Genomic DNA, 21,822 nt, shown 5'->3' with positions numbered 1-21,822 from the left:
GTTGAACTTCATATTTTGATGAACTTGTCCTATTCCCACTATATACCATATTTTAATTATGTCAATAACATATAATGAGGTTTATAAATATAAACCTCATTATTATATGAAAATTAATTTACTGTTTTTTATTCATTTTAGTAAGTGTGCTATAATACGATCATCGCTTTGATAAGCGCGGATTGAAAAATATAATAATGTGTTTGTTATTGAAAACCTATTAACAACCTTTAATAGGTTTTTAATATACATACGGATCATGTTTGCTCTCCCCTTCAACATCCAACCCATATTCATCACTGTATGACGCCTCGTTTAAAACAATAATTTGTCCTTCCAGATAGAATGATAATTGTTTGGCCTGGCTCAGACGTATCTTTTCCTGTTCATACATATTTACCGAATAGTGTTGGGCTCTTTTTAGTATGTTGCCCAGGTCCTCAATAGACCTTTCACTGCTCAGCTGTGCAATGATCTCCTTTCCTTTACCATATGGAACAATAACTGATGTCGTTGCATTTTTAATCACATAGAATTTGTCTGCGGCTGTTCGCAGGCTGCTGACAAGACACAGCGGAAGACGATGATGATAGCTTTCACTATAGGCTTTTGCATAACCTGTATTTTGATCGTCATACAGAAGATGAACCATCGTCGATTGCGGTTGTTTCACGTTAAAATCCAATTCGTCACGCATCAACGAAAAATAATTTTTAAAGTACCAATCCATGGCTGATTTTGATAAAATGTTACCTTCATATTTTGATGGATCGCGATGCAAATCAGCCAGTAATTTCTTAGTGACAGATTTTCCCTCACGAATTGCTTTCAAAGCAGGCGAAGCCAGTTTCTCTTCTGAATGATCAATGATATAAACCTTACGCAGACCATCGTATTCACCATTTCGGTTGCATCGGCCGGCTGCCTGAGCAATTGAATCGAGTCCGGCAAGAGAACGGATGACACACTCAAAGCTGACATCAACGCCTGCTTCAATTAACTGCGTACTTATGCAGATTACCTTATCGCCGTTCTTCAGGCACTCTTTAATCTCCGAAAGAATCTTATCCCTGTGTGCTGCACACATTGAAGTACTCAGATGGAAAAGATTGATGGGCTGAACGCGATCCTTTAAAATCCTGTATAGGTTGCGAACAACAGTACGCGTGTTGAGTATGACCAGCATACTGTTAATCTTTTGAAGACATTGATTGATAAAATCTGCAAGCTGTTCATTATTAAATGTTTTATGATAAGATTTATCAATGATCTCAACCCGTCTGAACGCTTCGGATACATGTCCTAAATTGCCGACTATTTCTCCATCGCTGCTTACTTCAAGGCGATGTTTGACAAAATCAAGTGCCGGTTGTGTTGCAGTACAGAGCAGGATTGTTGATTGTCCAAATGTTTTCAGGAAGTTCAGAGACTGATTGAAAAGTGTGATACAATGAATCGGAACTTTTTGCACTTCATCAAAAATTATGACTGCCTGAGTCAAGTGATGCAACCGACGAATATCTCGTGAGCTGCGTTTATAAAAAGTATCCAGAAACTGGACCATTGTTGTTAGAATTATCGGACAGTCCCAATTGTCTTTGGCCAGCTCCAGTTTTTCACGAACGGATAATTTCCCTTCATCCATTTCGCTATCCTGTTCATCTTCGATCACCAGATTAGAATGGTGTTCCAGAATATGCTCATCATCTTTCAACACTTGACGGATAACCTGAGCATTCTGTTCAATAATTGTTGTATAAGGCACAACATAAATGATTTGCTTCTTATTATATTTTTGCGCATGCTTTAAGGCGTAACGCAAACTTGCAAGTGTTTTCCCTCCACCAGTTGGAATCGACAGCGTATAGGTTCCTGGAACATTCTCAGCGAATTGATCACATTGTAAAGACATTTTTTCTCTTAACACATTAATCGTTGAAAATGAAGTCTGGTCCGCATTTAATTTATTAAGATAATTTAATAAACTTCTATAGTAGCGTTGAAAAAGAATTTTTCGTTCAACAGGTAAGGAGATTGGATTGTTTTCTTCAAACTCACGTGTATTGGTTCGATCTGCATCAATCAGGCAGCTAAAAATGAAGCGAATAAGTAAAGTCAGTTTTTCCATAATGTTCCCGGGGTTATTTTTTATGTAAAGTTTTAATTCATGAACAGCTGCTTGAATATAATTATGTAGATCATCATAGGACATTATTTCCCGGTAAAAAATTTTAACAGCTTTTGCGTAACCTGGAAGGTCTTCTTCTTTTTTTGTAACTCGTTTCAGATATGGAGACCCCAGATCCGGGTCCAGAAAATCATAAAGATATGAATGATGAGAAATAATGACATTCCCAACTATTTCGGCCAATATTATACTGTAAACATCTTTATGATTCGCGTTATGAAGTATTTCAAAAAGTAATTTTCCACCTGCTGATGCGTGATCAACAGATCCACGTCTCGGAGCTTCTTCAGGATAAAAAACGACCATATAGAGATAATTTTGAAATGCATCAGTGTACTTTCCCACATCATGCAACATACCAGCCAATCCTGCTATATGGCTAACTTTCAATGCTTTTGCATAATGCTCAGCAAGTTGTCGCACCTTTAACAGATGATCTTTCACTGATTGTGGTTTATGGTCATCCCTTCTATAATGAGCAGTAAATTGTCTTGAAATCAAACTCATTCGTCCCATCTCCAAACATGTACATATGTAACAATTCCACATAACCATAACTTCTACATCAATCGACAAAAATCCTCTATTATAGTTCATTTTTCTTAATCTCTTTAGACTATTTTTCCTTGTGTAAATAATTTATTGGCGGAATTAGGAGGAAAAGAAAATGTTTTAGCGAAAAGGTAGCTTTTTATCTTGTATTCACAGCAGAAACAGGATAAAAAATAAACCGCCCTGATGGAGCAGCATCAGTCATCGTTTCCGGCATAAAATCAGCTTCCTCCCACCATCGCCTTTTCTCCAGATCCTATGTGTTTCCTGTGCTTCAGGAAATCGTTAGTTTTATGTTATAAAATAGACAGGGAGATTTTTAATTCAAATGATAAAGGGATGACATCATGCCTCACAGAAAACACGGCGCCTGTACGACGATTCTGGTCGGCAAGGGCGCAACACTTGACGGGTCAACGATGATCGCCCGGAACGGGGACAGTTACGATGTTCTGGTTCCGAAGAAGGTGGTCGTCCACCCACATCAGCTTCTGGATCATGAAGACACCTGCGTCTCGCCGAATAACCGGTTTACGATCAGCCTGCCAAAGGAGCGGTATCGTTACACGGCGATTCCGGACCGGGAAGAGCGATACCTGACTTTTGAGGATGCGGGGATTAATGAAAAGAACGTTGGTATGAGTGCGACGGAGAGTATCTATGCCAACCCGCGCGTGCTGGGCTATGATCCGCTTGTTGAGAACGGGATTGCCGAGGATTGCATGGTGACGGTGGTGTTGCCGTATATTGATTCAGCACGGGACGGTGTACGCCGGCTGGGTGAGATCGTTGAAAAATACGGCGCAGCTGAGTCGAACGGGGTGCTGTTCTCCGATAAAGATGAAGTCTGGTATATGGAGATTGCGACCGGACACCTCTGGGCTGCCCAGCGCATTCCGGATGATTCGTATGCTGTTGTTGCCAATCAGATGGCGATACAGGAGATTGACCCCGACGACAAGGACCGCTTTATGCTTGCACCGGATCTGATTGATTTCATTGACAGGCATCATCTGAACGCGGGTCCTGAGGGGATTAATTTCAGACAGATTTTCGGCACACGGACGGTTCAGGACCGCCACTACAATACACCGCGCGTCTGGTATGGCCAGAAGGTGCTGAATCCGGAATTGGAACAGGATCCGATGTCCGACCAGCTGCCATTTATCCGCAAGGCGAGCCGGAGAATCGGTGTTGAGGATATCAGCTATATTCTCAGCTCGCATTATCAGGAGACGCCGTATGATCCGCTTGGCAGCGGGAGTGAAGCGGACCGGACACGGTTCCGGGCGATTTCGCTGAACCGGACGCAGGATTCGCATATTCTGCAGATCCGCCCGAAGAGATCAGATGCCCTTGCCGGTATCCAGTGGATTCAGCTCGCCGGCACGTTTGCCCCTTATGTGCCCTTCTACACGAATATCACGTCGGTGCCGGAAAACTACGCCGTGACACCGATGAAGCTGTCACTGGATTCGGCTTACTGGCTCTATAAGACGATTCCTGTGATTGTCGAACCACATTATCAGGCCTTCTATAAAGAAGTGATGGATTACAAGGATCAGCTGCACAGTTTCTTTCTCGGGCAGATTGAGAAAACGGATCAGAAAGCGGCAGAGCCTGAACGGACAGATGTGCCGGAGCTATTGACCAAAGCGACTGCCCTCTGTGCGGAAACGGCACTAGACCGGACGCGCGCCCTGCTCCAGAAACTGACGATGGACGCCATGTCCCTGTCAAAACTGACATTCCGTATGGATAAAAACCTGTAATCCAAAAAACAAAAAGAGCGATCCGATGTTTCCTGAATCGGATCGTGATCTCCAAAGTGAGTATCCCGGTAGTTGACGTCCGGCATGTAATCGGGCTTCAGCCACCGGTTTTTTTCTGATGATTTCCTGTTTGTGATTCGGCTTTATGACACAATGGACCGGTTCAAAAAGAGGCAGCCTCTCTCGACGATCAGAGGACTTCCCTTCCCCGCGAGGCTTCGAGTATTTTAAACCAGTCTTTGTTCGTCAGTTCGATCCCCCGGGCATCGATCGCCGACTGAACGCGGTCAAACTTTGTCGATCCGACGACCGGGCAGACTGTTGCCGGCAGTTTATAGATGAAGGCATAGGCGATCTTGTCGATCGAGTCCACTCCGTATTTTTCAGCCATTTGCTGCAAAATTTCACGGGTACGGAATTCCTGACCGGTTTTCGGGTGGAACAGGCGTCCGCCCCCCAGCGGAGACCAGGCCATGACCGGGATCTCATGAATCAGAGCACTGTCCATGACCCCATTGAAAAGGGTATCCGTATGGAGCGGACTAACTTCAACCTGGTTGGTGACGAGCGGCGTTTTGACATATTTATTGACCATTTCAAAATAGGTGTAGCTGGCGTTTGAGATGCCAATGTGTCTGACTTTCCCCTGTTTGATCAGCCTGTTGAGTCCCTCTGCCAGTTCTTTCGGGTTCAGCAGCGGATCAAGGCGATGTATCAGCAAGACATCGACATAATCGGTATGCAGGACTTCAAGAGATTTATCCAGCGACTCATTTAAGTGCTTAACTGATGAATCGTAATAATGAGCGTATCCATTTTCTTTACGCGGCAAAATAATATTGAACTTGGTCACAATCTGCATTTTGTCTCGAAGTGCCGGATGATCCTGAAGTACCGCTTCACCGAACAGACGGCTGCTCTCATAATATCCGTAAATATCGGCGTGATCGAATGTCGTCACTCCGGCGTCCAGACAGCGGTCTACAAAATCGGCCATCTTTTTCCCGGACAGGCCTTCCCGACTGGCCCGCATTGTGCCTGCAATAACCCTTGAAAAACGAAGATCCTCTGTCACTTTCACATATTCCATGCATAACCCCTCCTCATATCATAAAGGCCGCTCCTCTGTACGCAGAAAAAGCCGGATCACCCGGCTTTTTATAACTGGTCAGACAGTTTGTCCGGCGACCTCTTTATTTTCTTTTACATCGGGCAGATTTCTTATATAAACCAGTTCCGTGATCAGGAAAGCAATTGTGGATTCTGCCCCCTGGTTTCGGTTGACGCCGTCCGGAAGCAGGCCGTCATAGCCGGCACCTGTTTTCAGATTGGCCATGGGGCGCTGCCCGTCATTTTTCCCGAGGAACCAGGCATGAGCTTTTTCAATCACATCCAGATAGCGTGCGGGATGGGCGGCTGCACCCGCCGCCTCTTCCGCCGCCAGAGCGAGCGCCATGATATCCACCGGCTGCTGGTCCCACATGGCGCAGCTTTTCCGCGTGCACCAGCCTTTGTTTCCGACCGGACGAAGATGGCCTTCCGGCGCGGTCATCTTCTCAATCAAGAAGTCCAGTGCTTCGCCTGCGATACGCAGTGTATCGCTTTTTCCGGTAATCAGGCGGGCTTTCAGAAGAGCCCAGGGCAGAATGCCGTTGCTGTAGGTGATTGAAGGGGCAAACCAGTGCCAGTCCTGATCGGCATGATCCCGATAATGGGCCTTCAGTTTCGATTCAAACTGATCAATCAGCTCCGGCATCATTTTATAAATAAACGTCGCAAATCCTGGCTCAGTCGGAACGGTTTCAGCCATCTTCATCAGTGAGCAGGCCGCCGCCAGCGCATAGGCGATCCCGCGCAGATGCACGAGACGGTCGGCAGTACAGAATCCATTCTGCAGCAGTTCGGCGAGCACATAGCGACGGTCTTTATCCGGGAGAAGGCGGCAGGCCTCGGCACATGAAAAGAGCGTCCGTCCGAGACAGTCGTCGGACGGCTGTTCCGCTTCCTTTCTCCGGTCATAGGCAAAATTGTTGTAAAAATGGCCGTCCGGCTCCTGCGCCCAGACGAGAAAAGCGAGATAGGTGTCTGCCAGACGCAGGAGGCGCTTCATCTGAGCTCTGTCCGGATGAGCGGACTGAGCCAGCTGGTGATACCAGCCGGCTGCGACCCAAAGCGCGCGGGCATTGTCATCTGTTGTGTACCCCTCGCCGCGGCGGGGGAGGCTGCCGATGGCGTGCTCAAGAAGGCCTGTGTCGTCCGTCATGTTTTCCAGATGAGTGAAGTCAGCTGGTTTCTCCGGCAAGATTATCCGCCTCCGTCATCACAGACTCTGCATGTGCACGGGATGCCGATTCGGCGAATAGCTGACTGTATCTTTTGCCCACCTGAGGCCAGCTCATAATCTGACCGATGTGGGCGATGCTATTCTGGTATTTTTTCAGAAGTGCCGGTTTTGAAAGCAGGACACTGATTTTTTCCGACCAGCCTGCCTGATCGTTGAATGGAACGAAGAGGGCTTCATTTCCTTTCAGCAGATCCTGGGCATAACGATAGGGCGTTGTCAGTACCGGCCGACCGAGTCCGACCGCATAGGCCAGCGTCCCGCTCGTGATCTGCTCCATGCCCGGATAAGGGGTAATATACAGATCACATGCCGTAATATAGTGAACCAGGTCCTGCTCCGTCATAAACTCGTCGATCATCAGGACATGTTTTTCAAGCCTGTTTTCGCGAATGATCTTTTTAAGAAAATTCCGGTAGGACTCCCCTTCCTGCCGTTTGACATTGGGGTGGGTCTGTCCGGCGATGACATACAGGACGTCCGGAACCCGCTTTACGACGTCAGGCAGGGCACGGAGCACGGCTTCGATCCCCTTGTTCCGGCTGATGAAGCCGAAGGTCATGATGACTTTGCGGTTTGTCCAGCCGAGCGCTTCCCGGAAGCCTTCCCGCCCCTTCAGATCAGGCTGCGGTGTGCCATGCGGAATAAACGAAATCTTTGAAGCCGGCAGATGAAACATACGGGTCAGATAACCGACGGCCTTGTGGTTCATCACAATAATCCGGTCACTTCTGTCCGCAATCTCGCGCTGGATGGGGGTGTACGGAGGCACCGGCGTCCTGAAGACGGTATGGAACGTGGTAACGAGCGGCTTTTTCAGTCTGCGAACGAGTTCGAGAATATATTTCCCGCCTTCTCCCCCGAAAATGCCAAATTCATGCTGCAGGGAGACGACTGATACAGAACTTTTATTCAAAGCTTCAGCCGCTTTGATGTAATCCTCCCGGCAATCTCTTTTAATCGCTATATTAAAAAAGTGATCTTCAGGATAGTGTATATGTTTATCCTTTATCACGACGACGGGATCATCCAGCGAGTCGCGTCTTGCCTTCTGGACGTTTTGTCTGAGATGGTACGTATACGTCGCAATGCCGCATTTTTGCGGTAGATAAGTACTAATGTAGGCAACCTGATAACTCATAATGAATCGCATCCTTTCAATTAAACAAAACACTTGCATTAAGGTTATTCAGGGTTTCGTTAGCACTCAGAAAGTGGTGCTGCTAATACCATAATAATTTATTTTTTCGGAAAATTCAAGGCCTCCCCTGTCCATTTGTGGAGACAGGCCCCCCTGTTTTGCCCGTTTTCAGGCAGGATTCCGGTCACCTTATTTTTTTCGCACCGGATACTCGCGTGATCCGTGACCGGCTCACCCGATCTCCCCGCCCCTGGGGTCTCACCTGGCCTCTGGCCTGCGGGAGTCCCGCACCTTCCGCTCAGGCTCATAAAATCAGTGGGGGGTTTTGGCTGCACCGGACGTGCCCGTGCAGGCGCTGCGCCAGGACGCGTTTTCAGCCTGATCCCTCCGCTTTTTTGAACAACTCCGGAAACATGTTGCAATAAGACGCCCTCGTTTTCAGCCTGCCCGCATCCCCCGTTGAACCCGTCGGACTTTTACGGGACCTCGGGCCTGTACGTTTCCCCTCATGACCCTGAGGGTGTGACGCGTTCAAAGCAACAGGCCATGTGTGACCCACGGCCTGAAGTTAAAAAAGCCGCTCCTGAACAGGGAACGGCCTCAATCAGACTGTATTTACTTCTTCCGCATCAGAAAATGCGGTTCGACCGGCTGATCCACCGTCATCCTGCAGGTCATCATCGGATTCGGTGCGCGGTCAATAGGCTCGCCGTTTTCATCAAAAAGATCGTGAACGGTCTGTTTGAAATGAACAAAACCAGGTCCGTAAAACTCCACTTCCTCACCTGTACCAAAGTTGTTACGCTGCTGCAGGGTCGCCATCTTCGTTTCCGGATCGTAGCTCATCACCTGTGCGGCAAAGGTGTATTTCGGAATCTTACGTGGTTTGCCGAACAGCTGCTCCTTCTCTGTCGGTACGCCGTAGTAAAAACCGGTCGACAGATCGCGCTGAGCGACTTTCCATATTTCATCTTCCCAGGCCGGATCAAAGGTGTAATGTTCCGGATCCGCACAGTACGTGTCAACGGCTTTCCGGTAAACATTAGAGACCGTTGAGACATAATGAATCGATTTCATCCGTCCTTCAATCTTCAGGCTGTTCACCCCGGCGTCAATCATGTCAGGCAGATGCCGCAGCATCGACAGGTCAACGGCACTCATTGAGAACGCCTCCCCGCCTTCAGGAATCAGACTTTTCGCTTTGCCGCCCTCCATGTCGAACAGATCATACTTCCAGCGGCAGGACTGGGCACAGCCGCCACGGTTGGCGTCACGGTTCACCATATGATTCGACAGGGTACACCGGCCGGAATAAGCGATACACATGGCTCCGTGAATAAAAGCTTCGATCTCGATATCCGTATGGCGGCGCATCTCGCGAATCTCCTCAATTCCGACTTCCCGCGCAAGAACCACCCGCTCAAGGCCGATTTTTTTCCAGAATTCCAGCGCTTTATAGTTCGTCGCCGAGGCCTGAGTCGAAAGGTGGATCGGCAGACCGGGAGCCGCCGCCGCACAGATCATGATCATCGCCGGATCGGAAATAATCACAGCGTCCACACCGATGACCTGAAGGGTTTTAAAAAAATCATCCGCACCCGCGGCATCCCCTTCATGCGTCACTATATTGGCAGCGACATAGACTTTCGCTGCGCGGTGATGAGCGAATGCGACGCCTTCCTTCATGTCATCATAAGAAAAATTGCCCGCCCGGGAGCGCAGGCCGTAAGCCTGTCCGCCGATATACACGGCATCAGCACCGTATCGGATGGCCATTTTCAGTTTTTCCAGATTGCCGGCCGGCGCCAGTACTTCCGGCTTTTTGACCCTTGTTCGCATCATGTCTTCCCTTCGTTTCATCAGTTTACTGTTAAACTCAGTGAATCTCTTTCGGATCTTTCAAGTAAAAACCCGTTCCGAGCGGCCGGTTTGCCGGCTGCAGATCTTTAAGACGGTTGCAGTAGCCGGCGGGTTCAAAGGTCCCCGATTCAACGGCCTGCTTTGCCTCAGCAAAAAGAGCAGCGATCCGCACAAACGGCTCGCCGCGGAGCAGCACGCCATCCAGCTTCCACCAGATCAGCCGGTTCTCTTTCAGATCCTGCAGCTGAGCCATAAGCGACAAATCCTCCGTTGAAAAAATATGCGTTCCGTCTTCGTCTTCAAATATCGGATACTGACTTTCAGGATTTTTCGGATCACGAAGGAACAGGCCGCGGTCTTTATCCGACCGCTCGCTCATTCCTTCATAGCGATAGTAATTGGAGAGCAGGGGGCGGCCGGACTGATGGATGCAGGTCGGTCCATAGACCAGAACTTCGATCGGCTTCTCCAGCCTGCTCTGCATCTCTTTTAGTTCGATAAGGGTCAGTTCACGGGCGGCCACCGCGCCGACAGCATGGTGTTTCAGCCAGAAGGCAATCTGTTCGGCCGAAGTCACCAGCGTTTCTCCGTCATAGATATAGGGCAGCGGCAGTTTAAGTTCCTCAAGCGTCAGAATCGCGCCGGGATCGCCCACGGTTATAGCATCCGCCTGCAGTTCGGCCAGCCTGGACAGATACGCGCCGAGCTGCTCGATCTCTTTGTTATGCATCAGCGCATTGCAGGCCACCGTCACTTTTTTCCCGCGTCCGTGGGCAAGATGAATGATCTCCTTAATTTCTTCGATGCCCAGCGGACGGGGCAGCCGCAGACCGAACGGATGCCCGCCGACATAGAGCGTATCCACACCGGCATCAAGCAGCGCTTCCGCCTGACCGACTGACTCCGCTGTTGCAATCAGATTGATCACAAGATAACCTCCGATAATGTCAATTCAAGTACAAAAATTATTATAACATGCTCGCCCGTTCGATGTTTATAGGGTTATAAGGCATTTCTTTTCAGTGCTGCCAATCTCTGTGCTATGCTATCGATGGATGGATGATTCTTGAAAAGGAGAGAGCATAAATGATAGGATTTATCGGAATCGGTATCATGGGCAGTCGGATGGCCGCCCGTCTCCAGAATGCAGGTAAAGCGCTCGTTGTGTACAACCGGACAAAGGCGAAAGCCGACACCCTGGTTGCTCACGGAGCAAAATGGGCGGACACTCCGCGTGAAGTCGGGGCTCAGGCGGATGTCGTCTTCTCGATGCTGGCCAATCCGCAGGCCGTTGAGGCGGTCGCCTTCGGTAATGACGGATTGCTGAACGGACTGAAGCCGGGCAGCATCTGGGTCGACAGCAGTACGATCAACCCGGCGACTTCGGTAAAACTTGCGCAGGCCGCTGCCGAAAAGGGCGTTCATTTTCTTGATGCACCGGTTGCCGGTTCGACCGGACCGGCTGAGAAGGGCGAACTGGTCTTCTTTGTCGGCGGTGAAGAAAAAGAGCTGGAAAAGGTACGCCCGCTCCTGGATATCATGGGTAAAGCCGTACAGTATAAAGGGAAAAGCGGAAGCGGAACCGCAATGAAACTGGTCAATAACCTGATGCTCGGGCAGGCCATCGCCGCCTTCTCGGAAGCTGTTGCCTTCGGGGAAAGTCTGGGGCTGGATAAAAAAGGCCTCATTGAGTCGCTGTTTGCCGGTCCGACCTGCGCCCCTGTCCTTCAGTTCAAAGAGCCGAAGTTTCTCAAGGAAGATTTTGATCAGGCGGATTTCAAGGTCAGCAGCATCTATAAAGATATGGAGCTGGCTTCTGAGGAAGCCTACGCCCACAACTTTGCCCTGCCACTCTCCAATTTTGTGAAAGCTTTGTACGGGTTGATTAAACAGCAGGGTAAAGGGGAGTACGACTTCGCCGCGATTTACTCGCTGTTGAAAAAATAACACAGCTTTTTTCGCGAACATATGATATGTAAAAGCGGATCCTCTCCGGGGTCCGCTTTCATTTTACCGTTTTCAGTTTCCTTCTGCGCCACTTTTTCCCGATGGACCGTTTTCTGTAATTTCCCGCTTTCGGGAGCATCTGAATAGCTCTGCGTATTTTTTCAGAGAGAGCCATGGAGGGAACGGGATCAATGACGACCTTTATCTGATTTTTTTTTGCCAGATCTGCTATGCGCATCACGGCACCCACAGTCACATCATGCATCAGTAAAATCAGTTTGCTTCTGGCGATTATTTTTTCAGCCGCACGTATATCCGCCTGATCTGCGCCGCGATCCCCGCCACGAACCAGGATCAGCCGGAAGGCAGGACGTCTCAGAACAGAGACGGACCCCGTTCTGCCCGTCGCAGGATCTGAAACGGGTGCCACCATCGTTCCGCTCTCTTCAAGATAGCCTGCCCGTTCCACAGCCGGGTTTCCGATAAGCGTGATCGTCGGCACATGCCTGAACCGTCTGCGCCGCATCTCAAACCGGATTGGAGACGATCAGGTCGAGTTTGCCGGCAAACGATATCGCTTCAACGGTTGATGGGACCACCAGATGATCGCCTTTTGTCAAGGTATATTTTGTCTCATCAATGATGAGTTCGCCGTTTCCGTCCAGCACACTGATCAGAAGGAATGGCCAGTTTTTCTTAATCGGCCCGGACTGACCGCGAATGTCCCAGTGCGATACCGTAAACAGTTTTTCACGGAGCAGTTCGGTAAATTTTGCCTGCGCTTTCTGACGGACATGATAGGTCAGCTGCGGATCGACATGGGGACAGTTCGCACAGTCAATGGACTGCCTGATGTGCAGTTCACGCGGCTTTCCGTCCTTTCCCGGGCGATCATAATCATAAACGCGGTAAGTCGTGTCCGAACTCTGCTGCGTCTCAAGGATCAGGCAGCCGCCGCAGATGGCGTGAATCGTTCCGCTCGGCACATAGAAAAAGTCGCCCGGCTTGACCTTCACGCGCCGGAGCAGCGTGTCCCATTTTTTCTCCTCCACGGCCTGACGAAAGGCCTCCTTCGTCGGTGCGGTATGGCCATAGACGATCTCTGACCCTTCATCACAGTCGATAACGTACCAGCATTCCGTCTTACCGAACGGCACATGCTCATGCTGCTGCGCATAAGCATCATCGGGATGCACCTGAACCGACAGATCGGTCCGGGCATCGAGAATCTTCGTCAGGAGCGGGAAAGCGTCACCTTTATACTGATCAAAAAGTTCGCGGTGATCCTTCCACGCTTCAGCGAGTGTCCGGCCGGCGAGCGGTCCGTTTTTAATCACGGCCGGTCCGTTCGGGTGCGCAGAAATGCCCCAGCACTCGCCCGTCGTCTCACTCGGAATGTCATAGCCAAAAACATCGCGAAGTTTTGTTCCGCCCCAAATTTTTTCATGAAGGGCAGGTTGTAAAAAAAGAGGTGTCTTATCCATAGAAGTGCCTTCTTCCACTAAGTTCCGTCTGTTGATTGCCGCCATGATCCGGCGGCTTCTGTCCAGTTGTTATTATACCATGACCGGTCACAGAATAAGGGGGAATTCCTGACAATCTGCTGAAGACTGCAGATCACTCTCTAGTGCGTCTGATCAGGCGCGGACGGGGCGACCATCATCGCACCTGTCTTCGGCCGCGTCCTGCTGAAGAATCTGTACACGCCAAAAGAGGCCATCTCCCGGCCCGTCACTTTACCGCCTGTTCCAGGGTGACCTGTACCGGTCGCATTTTACACGCCCCTTGATTAGAAACAGGTTATGGCTGAATGCTTTCCGCGTCTTCCCGCTTGCCATTTTTTAAGTAAGCGGTTTATAATCTTAATTATAACAATATAGCGAATTATTATAATTGTGTTCTGATGGTGTTTGCATCAGAGCAGGGTAAATGGTTTCGGGCGGCGATGTGATCGGATTCTATTGATCCTTATCCCTGTCAGAAAAAGAGTTGAAAGATTGCCGGAAGCAGCGAAAGCCTTGGCACGCAGGCAGCGCGATTCCTGGACGATTTTTTCCCGCAACCTTAATCTTTCAATGCATGGACAGTGAGATTGCCGGATGTGGATGCCTGCGGATCGCCTCTTTAGGAAGCGTGCAAATGTGGGTATGACCGGGCAGCATCTGATCGCATACGCGCACAAAAAAACAGCTGGAGGGATTCATCTGCATGAAGCATAAGCGACGGTTTTTACCTATCGTACTCTTTCTGGGACTGGCCCTGGTTCTCGGTGCCTGCGGCGGCGAGGAAGCCGGTTCAGGCTCGGATAACAACGATACAGACTTTATCAGTGTTCTGACCGGCGGCACAGAAGGCACCTACTATCCGCTGGGCGGAAGTTTTGCGAAAATCATCAACACCCATGTCGACAAGGTCGAGGCTACAGCGACGTCTACCGGTGCTTCTGTAGAAAATATGAACAAGCTGAAAGACGGCAAAGACGACCTGATTGCCTTCACGCAGACGGACATCGCTTCCTACGCAGTGGACGGAAAGCAGATGTTTGAGGGAAAGCCGATTGACAGCATTCGGGCGATCGGCGCCCTCTATCCGGAAACAATTCAAATCGTTGCCACCGCCAAAAGCGGGATCCGGACGGTTGAAGATCTGGCAGGCAAAAAAGTGTCGGTCGGTGCCCCTGGAGCGGGAACCTATGCGAGTGCCGAGGACATCCTGGCTCTTTACGGCATGTCCATGGATGATATCGACGCGCAGAATCTCGACTTCGGCGAATCGACTTCAGGCATGCAGGACGGCACCATCGATGCAGCGATCATTACGGCCGGAACGCCGACAGGAGCGGTCGAAAGCCTGGCGGCAAGCACGGACATCTCTATCGTCAGCCTGGATGAAAACAAAATCGCCGAATTAAAGGAAGAACTCCCCTACTATTCTGAATTCACAATTCCAAAGGGAACGTATGGTCTCAAGGGAGACGTGAAGACCGTTGCCGTTCAATCCATGCTTGTGACAACGGAAGGAATGGATAAAGATCTCGTCTACAACATCACGAAAGCCATCTTTGAGCATACCGACGCTATCGGCCATCAGAAAAAAGAAGATATTTCGGCTGATACGGCTTTGAACGGTGTGGGTATCGAGCTGCATCCGGGCGCAAAGAAATATTTTGATGAAAAGGGCATAAAGAAGTAACCCGGTTTAACCGCATCGCCCTTTGCTGACGGCAGCCAGCCTGTCACTTTCAGATGACACACTCAGGTCGGGAGCTCGGTTTCCGGCCTTTTTTCAGAGGGATGAAATGACGCGCAGAATAAGCTATATATCCATTGTCATCGTTATGACGGGGTCTGTACTGATGTTTTTGTTTTACCCAAATCGTCCCGCCCTCATTTTCGAAGATCCCGAAACCCATCGGCTGCTCGCCAGTCTTCCGGTCGACGAGAAGGACCATTTTCAGATTGTGTTCACCCATTCCGTACATTTATCCGATGTCTGTGAAGAATATGTGCTGAAAGAAGGCAAAATTTATCCTTTTCAGCTCACGTATTCCGATACCGCGGTCGGCATGCCGGCAAATGCCGGCGACGGGGAATCCTTTTCGGTAAAAAACGGAAAGTACAGGATACAAAATCTGAAGGGGGCCTATCACGGGCTGAACCTGACAATCGGCGCGATCGTGGCCAACCATCGGATGATCTATCAGGGAAAGACCTATTCATTAAAAAATAATTTTGGGCCCGGAAAAAATATTCTGATCACATATAAAAAAATCAGTTACTGGAGCTTATGGCGGGGAGGAAAGCTGACTTGATCCACAAAATCGACCGAAAGAATCGCACTTCAGCAGAAAACCAGCAGGCACTTCTGGAAAAATATGATAAAGAATCCCGCCTCAGGCCGTCAGGCGGAAAGATGGCCGGCATTCTTTTCTTCATTCTTCTTGCTTTTTCCCTTTACCAGCTGTTTACCGCCACTGTCCACCAGTTTCCGGCCCAGATTCATCGATCGATTCATCTTGGGTTCGGTCTCGGCCTGATTTTTTTACTCTTCCCGGCATCGAAGCGAAAACGAAAAAGCCGGCGTATCGCCTGGTATGATTATCTCTTTTCGCTTGCCGGATTTGCCGTCGGAGCTTACTGGCCGTTGATGTACACACAAATTGTCAGCCAGGCCGGTCAGATCACCTCAACAGACTTCATAGTCGGTGCCGCTGCCGTTCTGCTCGTTCTTGAAGCGACAAGAAGGACGGTCGGTCTGCCACTTGCGTTAATCGCCGTTGCTTTTCTCGCCTACGCCTATTATGGGCGGTTTATGCCGGGCTTTTTCATTCACCGCGGCGTTAACCTGGACAGTCTCGTTCAATCCATGTTTTTTACGACCGAGGGCATTCTCGGCACACCGCTTGCCGTATCCTCGACGTTCATTTTTCTCTTCCTGTTATTTGGTTCGTTCCTGATCAAAACCGGCGTCGGCAACTATTTCAACGATCTGGCGCTGCTGATAGCCGGAAAAAGGGTCGGCGGACCGGCCAAAGTCGCCGTTTTCTCCAGTGCCCTTCAGGGGACCGTCAGCGGGAGCTCAGTCGCCAACGTCGTCACTTCGGGCGCCTTCACCATCCCGATGATGAACCGGCTCGGCTACAACAGAAACTTTTCCGGTGCAGTCGAAGCGGCTTCGTCAACCGGCGGCCAGCTGATGCCTCCGATCATGGGCGCCGCTGCTTTTCTGATGGTTGAATTCATTGGTATTGATTACTGGACCATCGCCAAAGCAGCTCTTATCCCCGCCCTGCTCTATTTTCTCGGGATCTGGATCATGACACACTTTGAAGCGAAAAGAACAGGTTTACGGGGACTGACCAGAGAAGAATTGCCCAGGGCAAAAGACGTCTTGAGCAAACTGTACCTGCTCATCCCGATTGTCGCCATGATCTTTTATTTAAGTTCGGGGCTCAGTATCATGCGCGCGGCCGTCTACGGCATTCTGACCTGTATTCTGGTCGGCCTGTTAAGAAAGGAAAGATATCGCCACTTATATACCGTTATCTTCGGTCTTGTTTTCGTCCTTTATCTGATCTACAGCAGCGTTTCGGGCCGTTTTTCAATCGGAACCGCGCTGATTTGCGCCGCCCTCGTCACGGTCATCGCCAGCTACTTTTTCGACGATAATTTTAAGGAAACGCTCGAAGCGCTCGCAGACGGCGCACGAACCGCACTCAGCGTTGTGTCCGCAACCGCTGCCGCGGGAATCATCGTCGCGGTGGTCACGAAAACCGGCCTCGGTCTGAAACTCGCCAACGGACTGATCGACCTTGCGGATGAAAAACTGCTGCTGACCCTTTTCTTTACAATGATCGCGTCGATCATCCTTGGCATGGGCTCCCCGACAACGGCAAACTATATTATCACATCGACAATCGCCGCTCCGGCCATCATCCTGCTTGGCGTCAGCGACCTGCCGGCTCACATGTTTGTTTTCTACTTCGGCATTGTCGCAGATATCACGCCGCCGGTCGCGCTGGCCGCATTTGCGGCTGCCGGGATATCAGGAGGTCGGCCACTGCAGACGGGCGTCATTTCAACGAAACTCGCCATCGCTGCCTTCATCATTCCTTATATGTTCGTGCTTGAACCGCAGCTGCTTTTAATGAATGTCGACAGTTATCCGTATTTGGCCTGGATCCTGACTACAGCGGTCGCCGGCATGATTGCCCTCGGAGTTGGTCTGATCGGGTACTGGTACCGCCGGCTGTATTGGATCGAGCGCCTCATTTCCGTCGGCGGAGGCATCGCGCTCATCCATCCAAATATCGTGATCAGCCTGGCCGGCGCTGTGGTATTCGTTCTCCTTATCCTTGGCCAATATCTGATCAGGCGCTCCGCTCCTCAGACGGAACAGGCCGGGGGATGATTTTGTTTTCGCTGAGTTACGAGGCGAAAAAGGCAGCGCCGAAAGCAGGTGCCGGTCAGCGTGCCCTTACGCATGCAGCGCATACCTGGGGGTGGCTGGTCTTTTTGCCTGCTGAAGGGCCATCCAATCTGCCGGCCGGAAAGGGTCAACCGGAAAGCTTAGAAGCGGGATACGTGCTCCTCTCCCCAATTCAACATTTTTCCATTTTTAGTCATCTGTTCAAGAGGGGCTCAGTTTCTGCCTGCCTTTTGTCAGCTGCAGCTCTGGAATGTTTTTTTCGGCATGCAGGTCCCGCTCTCCTGAGTAAAATAAATACTCATGTTTCTTAAATTCGGATCTGAATGGGCGCACCGTTCTGATTCCATTAGACTGCTTCATGATCAAACGCGCCGGCTGGATGATCAGAATGGACACCGTTCTGACTCCAGGCGGCCGCTTCAATCTGTTAAAATTGAAGATTGCATGACATAAAAAAAATTCCTTCTTACGGATTCTGCTGCCTGTCCCCCCAAATCTGCGCTGCAGAGCCATTTTTCGTCCGGGCCGTCGTGATACCACATATAGATCACTCCTTTGACTGCGGCACAATATATGGTATTATAATCAGGTAACTTACTGGAGGTATCCGTTTATGAACATTAAATTATCTGACGACTATATCAGGAAAATAAAATCAACCGTTCATCCGCACTGGGGAGAACTCGGATGGGTCACGTATAAAAGGACCTATGCGCGCTGGATTGACCGGCTGAACCGGTTTGAAGAATGGGACGAAACGGTCAAGCGTGTGGTTGAAGGCAACATCAATCTCGATCCGCGTCTGCAGAACGGGACAGCAACACCCGATACCGTACGCCTGCTCAATCAGGAAGCAAAGCACCTGTTTAAACTGATTTACGGTCTGGCCTCAACGCCATCCGGGCGTAACCTGTGGATTTCCGGTACAGACTACCAGAAGCGGGTCGGCGATGCGCTGAATAACTGCTGGTTCATTGCGATACGGCCGCAGGCATATGGGGACAGCCATATCGTGCCCTTCTATCTGAAAAAAGACCAGCCGGCCGTTTCGATGCCCTTCTCCTTCCTTTTTGATGAACTGATGAAGGGCGGCGGTGTCGGATTCTCCGTTTCCCGGAAAAACATCAGCCAGATCCCGCCGGCAGATCGCCAGGTGGATCTGGATATCTTAATCAGTAAAAAGAACGGAGATTACGCCGCAGCGGTTGAGGCCGGGGCCGTGGATGCCGAGGACTGGAAAAAGCATCACGATCCTTCAGCCGTGATGACTTATCAGACACCGGATACCCGCGAAGGCTGGGTAGAGTCCTGTGCCCTGCTCATTGACGCTCACTTCTCATCGATCATAAAAAACGGCGGTCATCTGGCCATCGACGTCAGCAAAATTCGTGAAAAAGGGAAAAGAATACATGGCTTCGGTGGGGTAGCCGCCGGACCGGTGCCGTTTATTGAGATGCTTGGCGCCGTCAACCAGGTGCTGAATCAGGCCAGCGGCAGACCGCTCACCTCCGTTGACTGCACGGATATTTGCAACTTAATCGGTAAAAATGTCGTCGCCGGTAACGTCCGCAGAAGCGCCGAAATTGCACTCGGCGATCCGGATGATCAGGACTTCATCACCATGAAACAGGATCAGAAGCAATTAATGGATCACCGCTGGGCATCCAATAACAGTGTCCTCGTCACGCCTGAATTCACCCATTACAGCAAGGTTGCGCGTGCCATCGCCGATAATGGCGAGCCGGGCGTCGTGAATATGGATATGATCCGTAACTACGGACGGCTGGCGGACGGCCGGCAGCCCGGGATTGACGGCGAGGCTGAAGGAACCAATCCGTGCGGGGAAATCTCACTCTGTAACGGAGAACCCTGCAATCTGTTTGAAGTCTTTCCGGAAATTGCAGAACACCAGGGCTGGGCAATGGATGAGGTGCTTCGTCTTGCCGTCCGCTATGCAAAACGCGTCACCTTTTCACACTATGACTGGGCCTGCTCCAGAGCGATTATCCGGAAGAATCGCCGGATCGGCATATCAATGAGTGGTATTCAGGATTGGGTCCTGAAGCGTTTCGGTGAACGTCTGGTGACCGGGTTCAGAAACATCCGTGATTCGGAAACCGGAGAGACTTACCGGAAACCGGTCTTTAACAAAGAAGCCGCCCGAATTTTTGATGCCTTTTACCAGTCCACCGTCGCTGCTGATCAGGCCTATTCAGAAGAACTCAGCTGCCGGCCGTCTATCAAGCATACAACCGTCAAACCTTCCGGAACGGTCTCCAAGCTCGCCGGGATTTCTGAAGGCATGCACTTCAGTTTCGATAAATATCTGATTCAGCGCATTCGTTTCCAGGACAGTGACCCTCTGCTGCCTGCACTGCGTAAAGCCGGCTATAAGGTTGAAAAAGACGTCTACTCTGAAAATACGATGGTTGCCGAATTCCCGGTCAAAGCCGGCGGTGCTGAATATGATCGGTTCGTCTCCGCCAATGATGTATCTATTGACGAACAGTTTGCAACCCAGCTTTTTCTTCAGACGTACTGGGCTGATAACTCGGTCAGCTGCACCATTACGTTCCACAAAGATGAAGCCGGAAAGATTGCCGGACTGCTCCGCCAATACCGGAAAGCTTGCAAGTCCACCTCGCTGCTGCCTTACAGTGGACACGGATTCGCACAAGCGCCAAAGGAACCGATCAGTAAGGACAGATACCGTGAAATCAAGTCAGGGATTACCGGTGATGTCAAAACCATCTATCAATCCTTAAACAGCAATCAGTCAGAAAAAGACCTTGAATTAGTTGACCAGAGTGACTGTGCAACCGGCGCCTGCCCGATTAAATAATCGTGTTCATCATGCCGGACATTCGTAAAATCACACTGCTGGCTCTCCTGACCGCTGCCGCTGTTGCCGGACGGCTGATGATTCATGGCTTTAATGCGCAGCCGGCAACGCTGATTATCATTCTGACCGGATGGTTTTTCGGCTGGAAAATGGGGTGTGCAGAAGGCATGCTGACTGCTCTGGTTTCCGATCTGTTTCTCGGTTTCGGATACTGGACCCCCTTTCATCTTGCCGCATGGGGACTGATCGGCCTGCTGTCGGCATGGCTTCCGAAGAAACACTGGATCTATTTTTTATGGCTGATTCTTTCCGCCTTTTTATTCGGCCTCATTATGGCCCTGTCCTATTTCGCATTTTCTGCTTCTGTCCTGACCGTGATCAGTCTGTGGATCAGCGGCCTGTGGTTTGACAGCTTCCATGCGGCAGGAAATCTGATTTTCGGCCTGTTTTCACCTCTTCTGTTCAGGATATTCGGGCGTGAAGCCGAAAAAATAAAAGCCGGCGAGTCTGGCAGGTATCCTGGGAGGTGAAGTTGTTGTGAAATCATTCTATCGAATCATCATTTATCTTATTGCCGCCCTTCTTTTATTTGGGGCCGGATTTCTGACCGGACAAAAGACCGCTCCGAAAACCGTATCGGATCCCCGGCGGAGAAGAGTGCCGTATTCATCAGTATTGATGACGGTTCCGATGCAGGTGTGCAAAAGGGAAAAATCACACTATCGGAAGATGAAACAGTTTTTACAGCACTGCAAAAGTTTACTGAAGCAAAGCATATCGAAATGAGCAGCAGCGGTAAAGGAAAAATGGTTTATGTGACCAGCTTGAATCATAAGAAAGCGGCAAAAAATGCCGGATGGCTGTTTACAGTGAACGGGAAACAGCCGGACGTCGGTGCCGGCGCATTTACCCTCCACAAAAATGACCGAATTAACTGGCACTACAGTCATTTTTAACGGTCATTGAAATGCAAGAGGCTATATCACATAGAACGGGAAAAGAGAGACTTCATCAGTCTCTCTTTTCTTGACTTTGAATTGGACAGTACAAATAAAGTTCTTTAATTGAAAAAAGGTGTTGAAGCCGACGGTCTGGCTGAAATATTTACGGAGCGGCTGATATAATCTGGATTGCGGCTGAAATATGTTCTGGGTCGGCTGATATATCCGGAACCCGGCTGATATATTTACTGAGCCGCTGATAAATCCCGAAAGGCGGCTGAAATATGGTCAGACGCGGCTGATAAATCCG

The 21,822-nt window shown here is 50.0% G+C and carries 16 protein-coding genes; 8 read left to right on the top strand and 8 right to left on the bottom strand.

Annotation, left to right across the window (positions count from 1 at the left end):
* Positions 1-241: 241 nt before the first annotated feature.
* Positions 242-2,695, bottom strand: coding sequence for a CRISPR-associated helicase Cas3' (cas3, locus tag ABNN70_RS07535; protein ID WP_353949338.1), 2,454 nt, complete (start codon positions 2,693-2,695; stop codon positions 242-244).
* Positions 2,696-3,087: 392 nt separating this feature from the next.
* Between cas3 and ABNN70_RS07530 the strand changes: the two genes are divergently transcribed.
* Positions 3,088-4,512 carry a C69 family dipeptidase gene (locus ABNN70_RS07530; RefSeq protein ID WP_353949337.1) on the top strand — a complete coding sequence of 475 codons (1,425 nt, stop codon included), beginning with the start codon at positions 3,088-3,090 and terminating at the stop codon, positions 4,510-4,512.
* A 190-nt stretch (positions 4,513-4,702) separates the two neighbouring features.
* Here the strand turns inward: ABNN70_RS07530 and ABNN70_RS07525 are convergent, their stop codons facing one another.
* The 5 genes from ABNN70_RS07525 to ABNN70_RS07505 form a co-directional block, all read right to left on the bottom strand.
* Entirely contained in the window at positions 4,703-5,602 is a 900-nt protein-coding gene (locus tag ABNN70_RS07525) for an aldo/keto reductase (protein ID WP_353949336.1), read from the bottom strand.
* A gap of 78 nt (positions 5,603-5,680) precedes the next feature.
* Positions 5,681-6,814, bottom strand: a complete 1,134-nt coding sequence (locus ABNN70_RS07520) for a glycosyltransferase (protein ID WP_353949335.1) — start codon at positions 6,812-6,814, stop codon at positions 5,681-5,683.
* Positions 6,795-7,994 (bottom strand): glycosyltransferase family 4 protein, encoded by a 1,200-nt coding sequence (locus ABNN70_RS07515; RefSeq protein WP_353949334.1) that lies wholly within the window; start codon positions 7,992-7,994, stop codon positions 6,795-6,797. Before ABNN70_RS07515 ends, ABNN70_RS07520 begins: the two co-directional genes overlap by 20 nt.
* A gap of 615 nt (positions 7,995-8,609) precedes the next feature.
* Positions 8,610-9,833 (bottom strand): U32 family peptidase, encoded by a 1,224-nt coding sequence (locus tag ABNN70_RS07510; protein WP_353949403.1) that lies wholly within the window; start codon positions 9,831-9,833, stop codon positions 8,610-8,612.
* A gap of 37 nt (positions 9,834-9,870) precedes the next feature.
* Entirely contained in the window at positions 9,871-10,779 is a 909-nt protein-coding gene (locus ABNN70_RS07505; RefSeq protein WP_353949402.1) for a peptidase U32 family protein, read from the bottom strand.
* Between the two features lie 161 nt (positions 10,780-10,940).
* Here ABNN70_RS07505 and ABNN70_RS07500 point away from each other — a divergent pair, with 161 nt between their 5' ends.
* Complete coding sequence (locus ABNN70_RS07500) at positions 10,941-11,801, top strand: NAD(P)-dependent oxidoreductase (RefSeq protein ID WP_353949333.1); 861 nt, start codon at positions 10,941-10,943, stop codon at positions 11,799-11,801.
* Positions 11,802-11,859: 58 nt separating this feature from the next.
* On the opposite strand, the gene ABNN70_RS07495 is transcribed toward ABNN70_RS07500, so the two are convergent.
* Together ABNN70_RS07495 and manA are read right to left on the bottom strand one after the other, a co-directional pair.
* Positions 11,860-12,303, bottom strand: coding sequence for a hypothetical protein (locus tag ABNN70_RS07495; protein ID WP_353949332.1), 444 nt, complete (start codon positions 12,301-12,303; stop codon positions 11,860-11,862).
* 25 nt (positions 12,304-12,328) lie between these two features.
* Positions 12,329-13,285 (bottom strand): mannose-6-phosphate isomerase, class I, encoded by a 957-nt coding sequence (manA, locus tag ABNN70_RS07490; protein ID WP_353949331.1) that lies wholly within the window; start codon positions 13,283-13,285, stop codon positions 12,329-12,331.
* Between the two features lie 724 nt (positions 13,286-14,009).
* Between manA and ABNN70_RS07485 the strand changes: the two genes are divergently transcribed.
* The 6 genes from ABNN70_RS07485 (at position 14,010) to ABNN70_RS07460 (ending at position 21,527) form a co-directional block, all read left to right on the top strand.
* Entirely contained in the window at positions 14,010-14,993 is a 984-nt protein-coding gene (locus ABNN70_RS07485) for a TAXI family TRAP transporter solute-binding subunit (protein ID WP_353949330.1), read from the top strand.
* A 106-nt stretch (positions 14,994-15,099) separates the two neighbouring features.
* The gene (locus ABNN70_RS07480) at positions 15,100-15,612 is read left to right on the top strand and encodes a DUF1850 domain-containing protein (protein WP_353949329.1); all 513 of its coding nucleotides are present in this window, start codon (positions 15,100-15,102) and stop codon (positions 15,610-15,612) included.
* The gene (locus tag ABNN70_RS07475) at positions 15,609-17,711 is read left to right on the top strand and encodes a TRAP transporter permease (protein WP_353949328.1); all 2,103 of its coding nucleotides are present in this window, start codon (positions 15,609-15,611) and stop codon (positions 17,709-17,711) included. The genes ABNN70_RS07480 and ABNN70_RS07475 overlap by 4 nt, the downstream gene beginning before the upstream one ends.
* Before the next feature lie 631 nt (positions 17,712-18,342).
* Positions 18,343-20,571, top strand: a complete 2,229-nt coding sequence (gene nrdJ, locus ABNN70_RS07470; RefSeq protein WP_353949327.1) for a ribonucleoside-triphosphate reductase, adenosylcobalamin-dependent — start codon at positions 18,343-18,345, stop codon at positions 20,569-20,571.
* 11 nt (positions 20,572-20,582) lie between these two features.
* Positions 20,583-21,101: an ECF transporter S component gene (locus ABNN70_RS07465; protein ID WP_353949326.1), complete on the top strand. Its 519-nt coding sequence runs from the start codon at positions 20,583-20,585 to the stop codon at positions 21,099-21,101.
* A gap of 168 nt (positions 21,102-21,269) precedes the next feature.
* The gene (locus ABNN70_RS07460) at positions 21,270-21,527 is read left to right on the top strand and encodes a DUF4430 domain-containing protein (RefSeq protein WP_353949325.1); all 258 of its coding nucleotides are present in this window, start codon (positions 21,270-21,272) and stop codon (positions 21,525-21,527) included.
* The last annotated feature ends 295 nt before the right edge of the window (positions 21,528-21,822 follow it).

Source organism: Sporolactobacillus sp. Y61 (assembly GCF_040529185.1).
In the GTDB taxonomy this organism is placed as follows: Bacteria; Bacillota; Bacilli; order Bacillales; family Sporolactobacillaceae; genus Sporolactobacillus.
The sequence above is the reverse complement of the archived record's forward strand: the minus strand, read 5'-3'. Positions and strand labels throughout refer to the sequence as shown.

What these genes read in the sequence shown, in the direction of transcription:
- ABNN70_RS07500 (WP_353949333.1), top strand. Translation starts at nt 10,941, where the DNA reads ATGATAGGATTTATCGGAATCGGTATCATGGGCAGTCGGATGGCCGCC.
- ABNN70_RS07515 (WP_353949334.1), bottom strand. Translation starts at nt 7,994, where the DNA reads ATGAGTTATCAGGTTGCCTACATTAGTACTTATCTACCGCAAAAATGC.
- ABNN70_RS07480 (WP_353949329.1), top strand. Translation starts at nt 15,100, where the DNA reads ATGACGCGCAGAATAAGCTATATATCCATTGTCATCGTTATGACGGGG.
- cas3 (WP_353949338.1), bottom strand. Translation starts at nt 2,695, where the DNA reads ATGAGTTTGATTTCAAGACAATTTACTGCTCATTATAGAAGGGATGAC.
- ABNN70_RS07530 (WP_353949337.1), top strand. Translation starts at nt 3,088, where the DNA reads ATGCCTCACAGAAAACACGGCGCCTGTACGACGATTCTGGTCGGCAAG.
- manA (WP_353949331.1), bottom strand. Translation starts at nt 13,285, where the DNA reads ATGGATAAGACACCTCTTTTTTTACAACCTGCCCTTCATGAAAAAATT.
- ABNN70_RS07465 (WP_353949326.1), top strand. Translation starts at nt 20,583, where the DNA reads ATGCCGGACATTCGTAAAATCACACTGCTGGCTCTCCTGACCGCTGCC.
- ABNN70_RS07485 (WP_353949330.1), top strand. Translation starts at nt 14,010, where the DNA reads ATGAAGCATAAGCGACGGTTTTTACCTATCGTACTCTTTCTGGGACTG.
- ABNN70_RS07510 (WP_353949403.1), bottom strand. Translation starts at nt 9,833, where the DNA reads ATGCGAACAAGGGTCAAAAAGCCGGAAGTACTGGCGCCGGCCGGCAAT.
- nrdJ (WP_353949327.1), top strand. Translation starts at nt 18,343, where the DNA reads ATGAACATTAAATTATCTGACGACTATATCAGGAAAATAAAATCAACC.
- ABNN70_RS07525 (WP_353949336.1), bottom strand. Translation starts at nt 5,602, where the DNA reads ATGGAATATGTGAAAGTGACAGAGGATCTTCGTTTTTCAAGGGTTATT.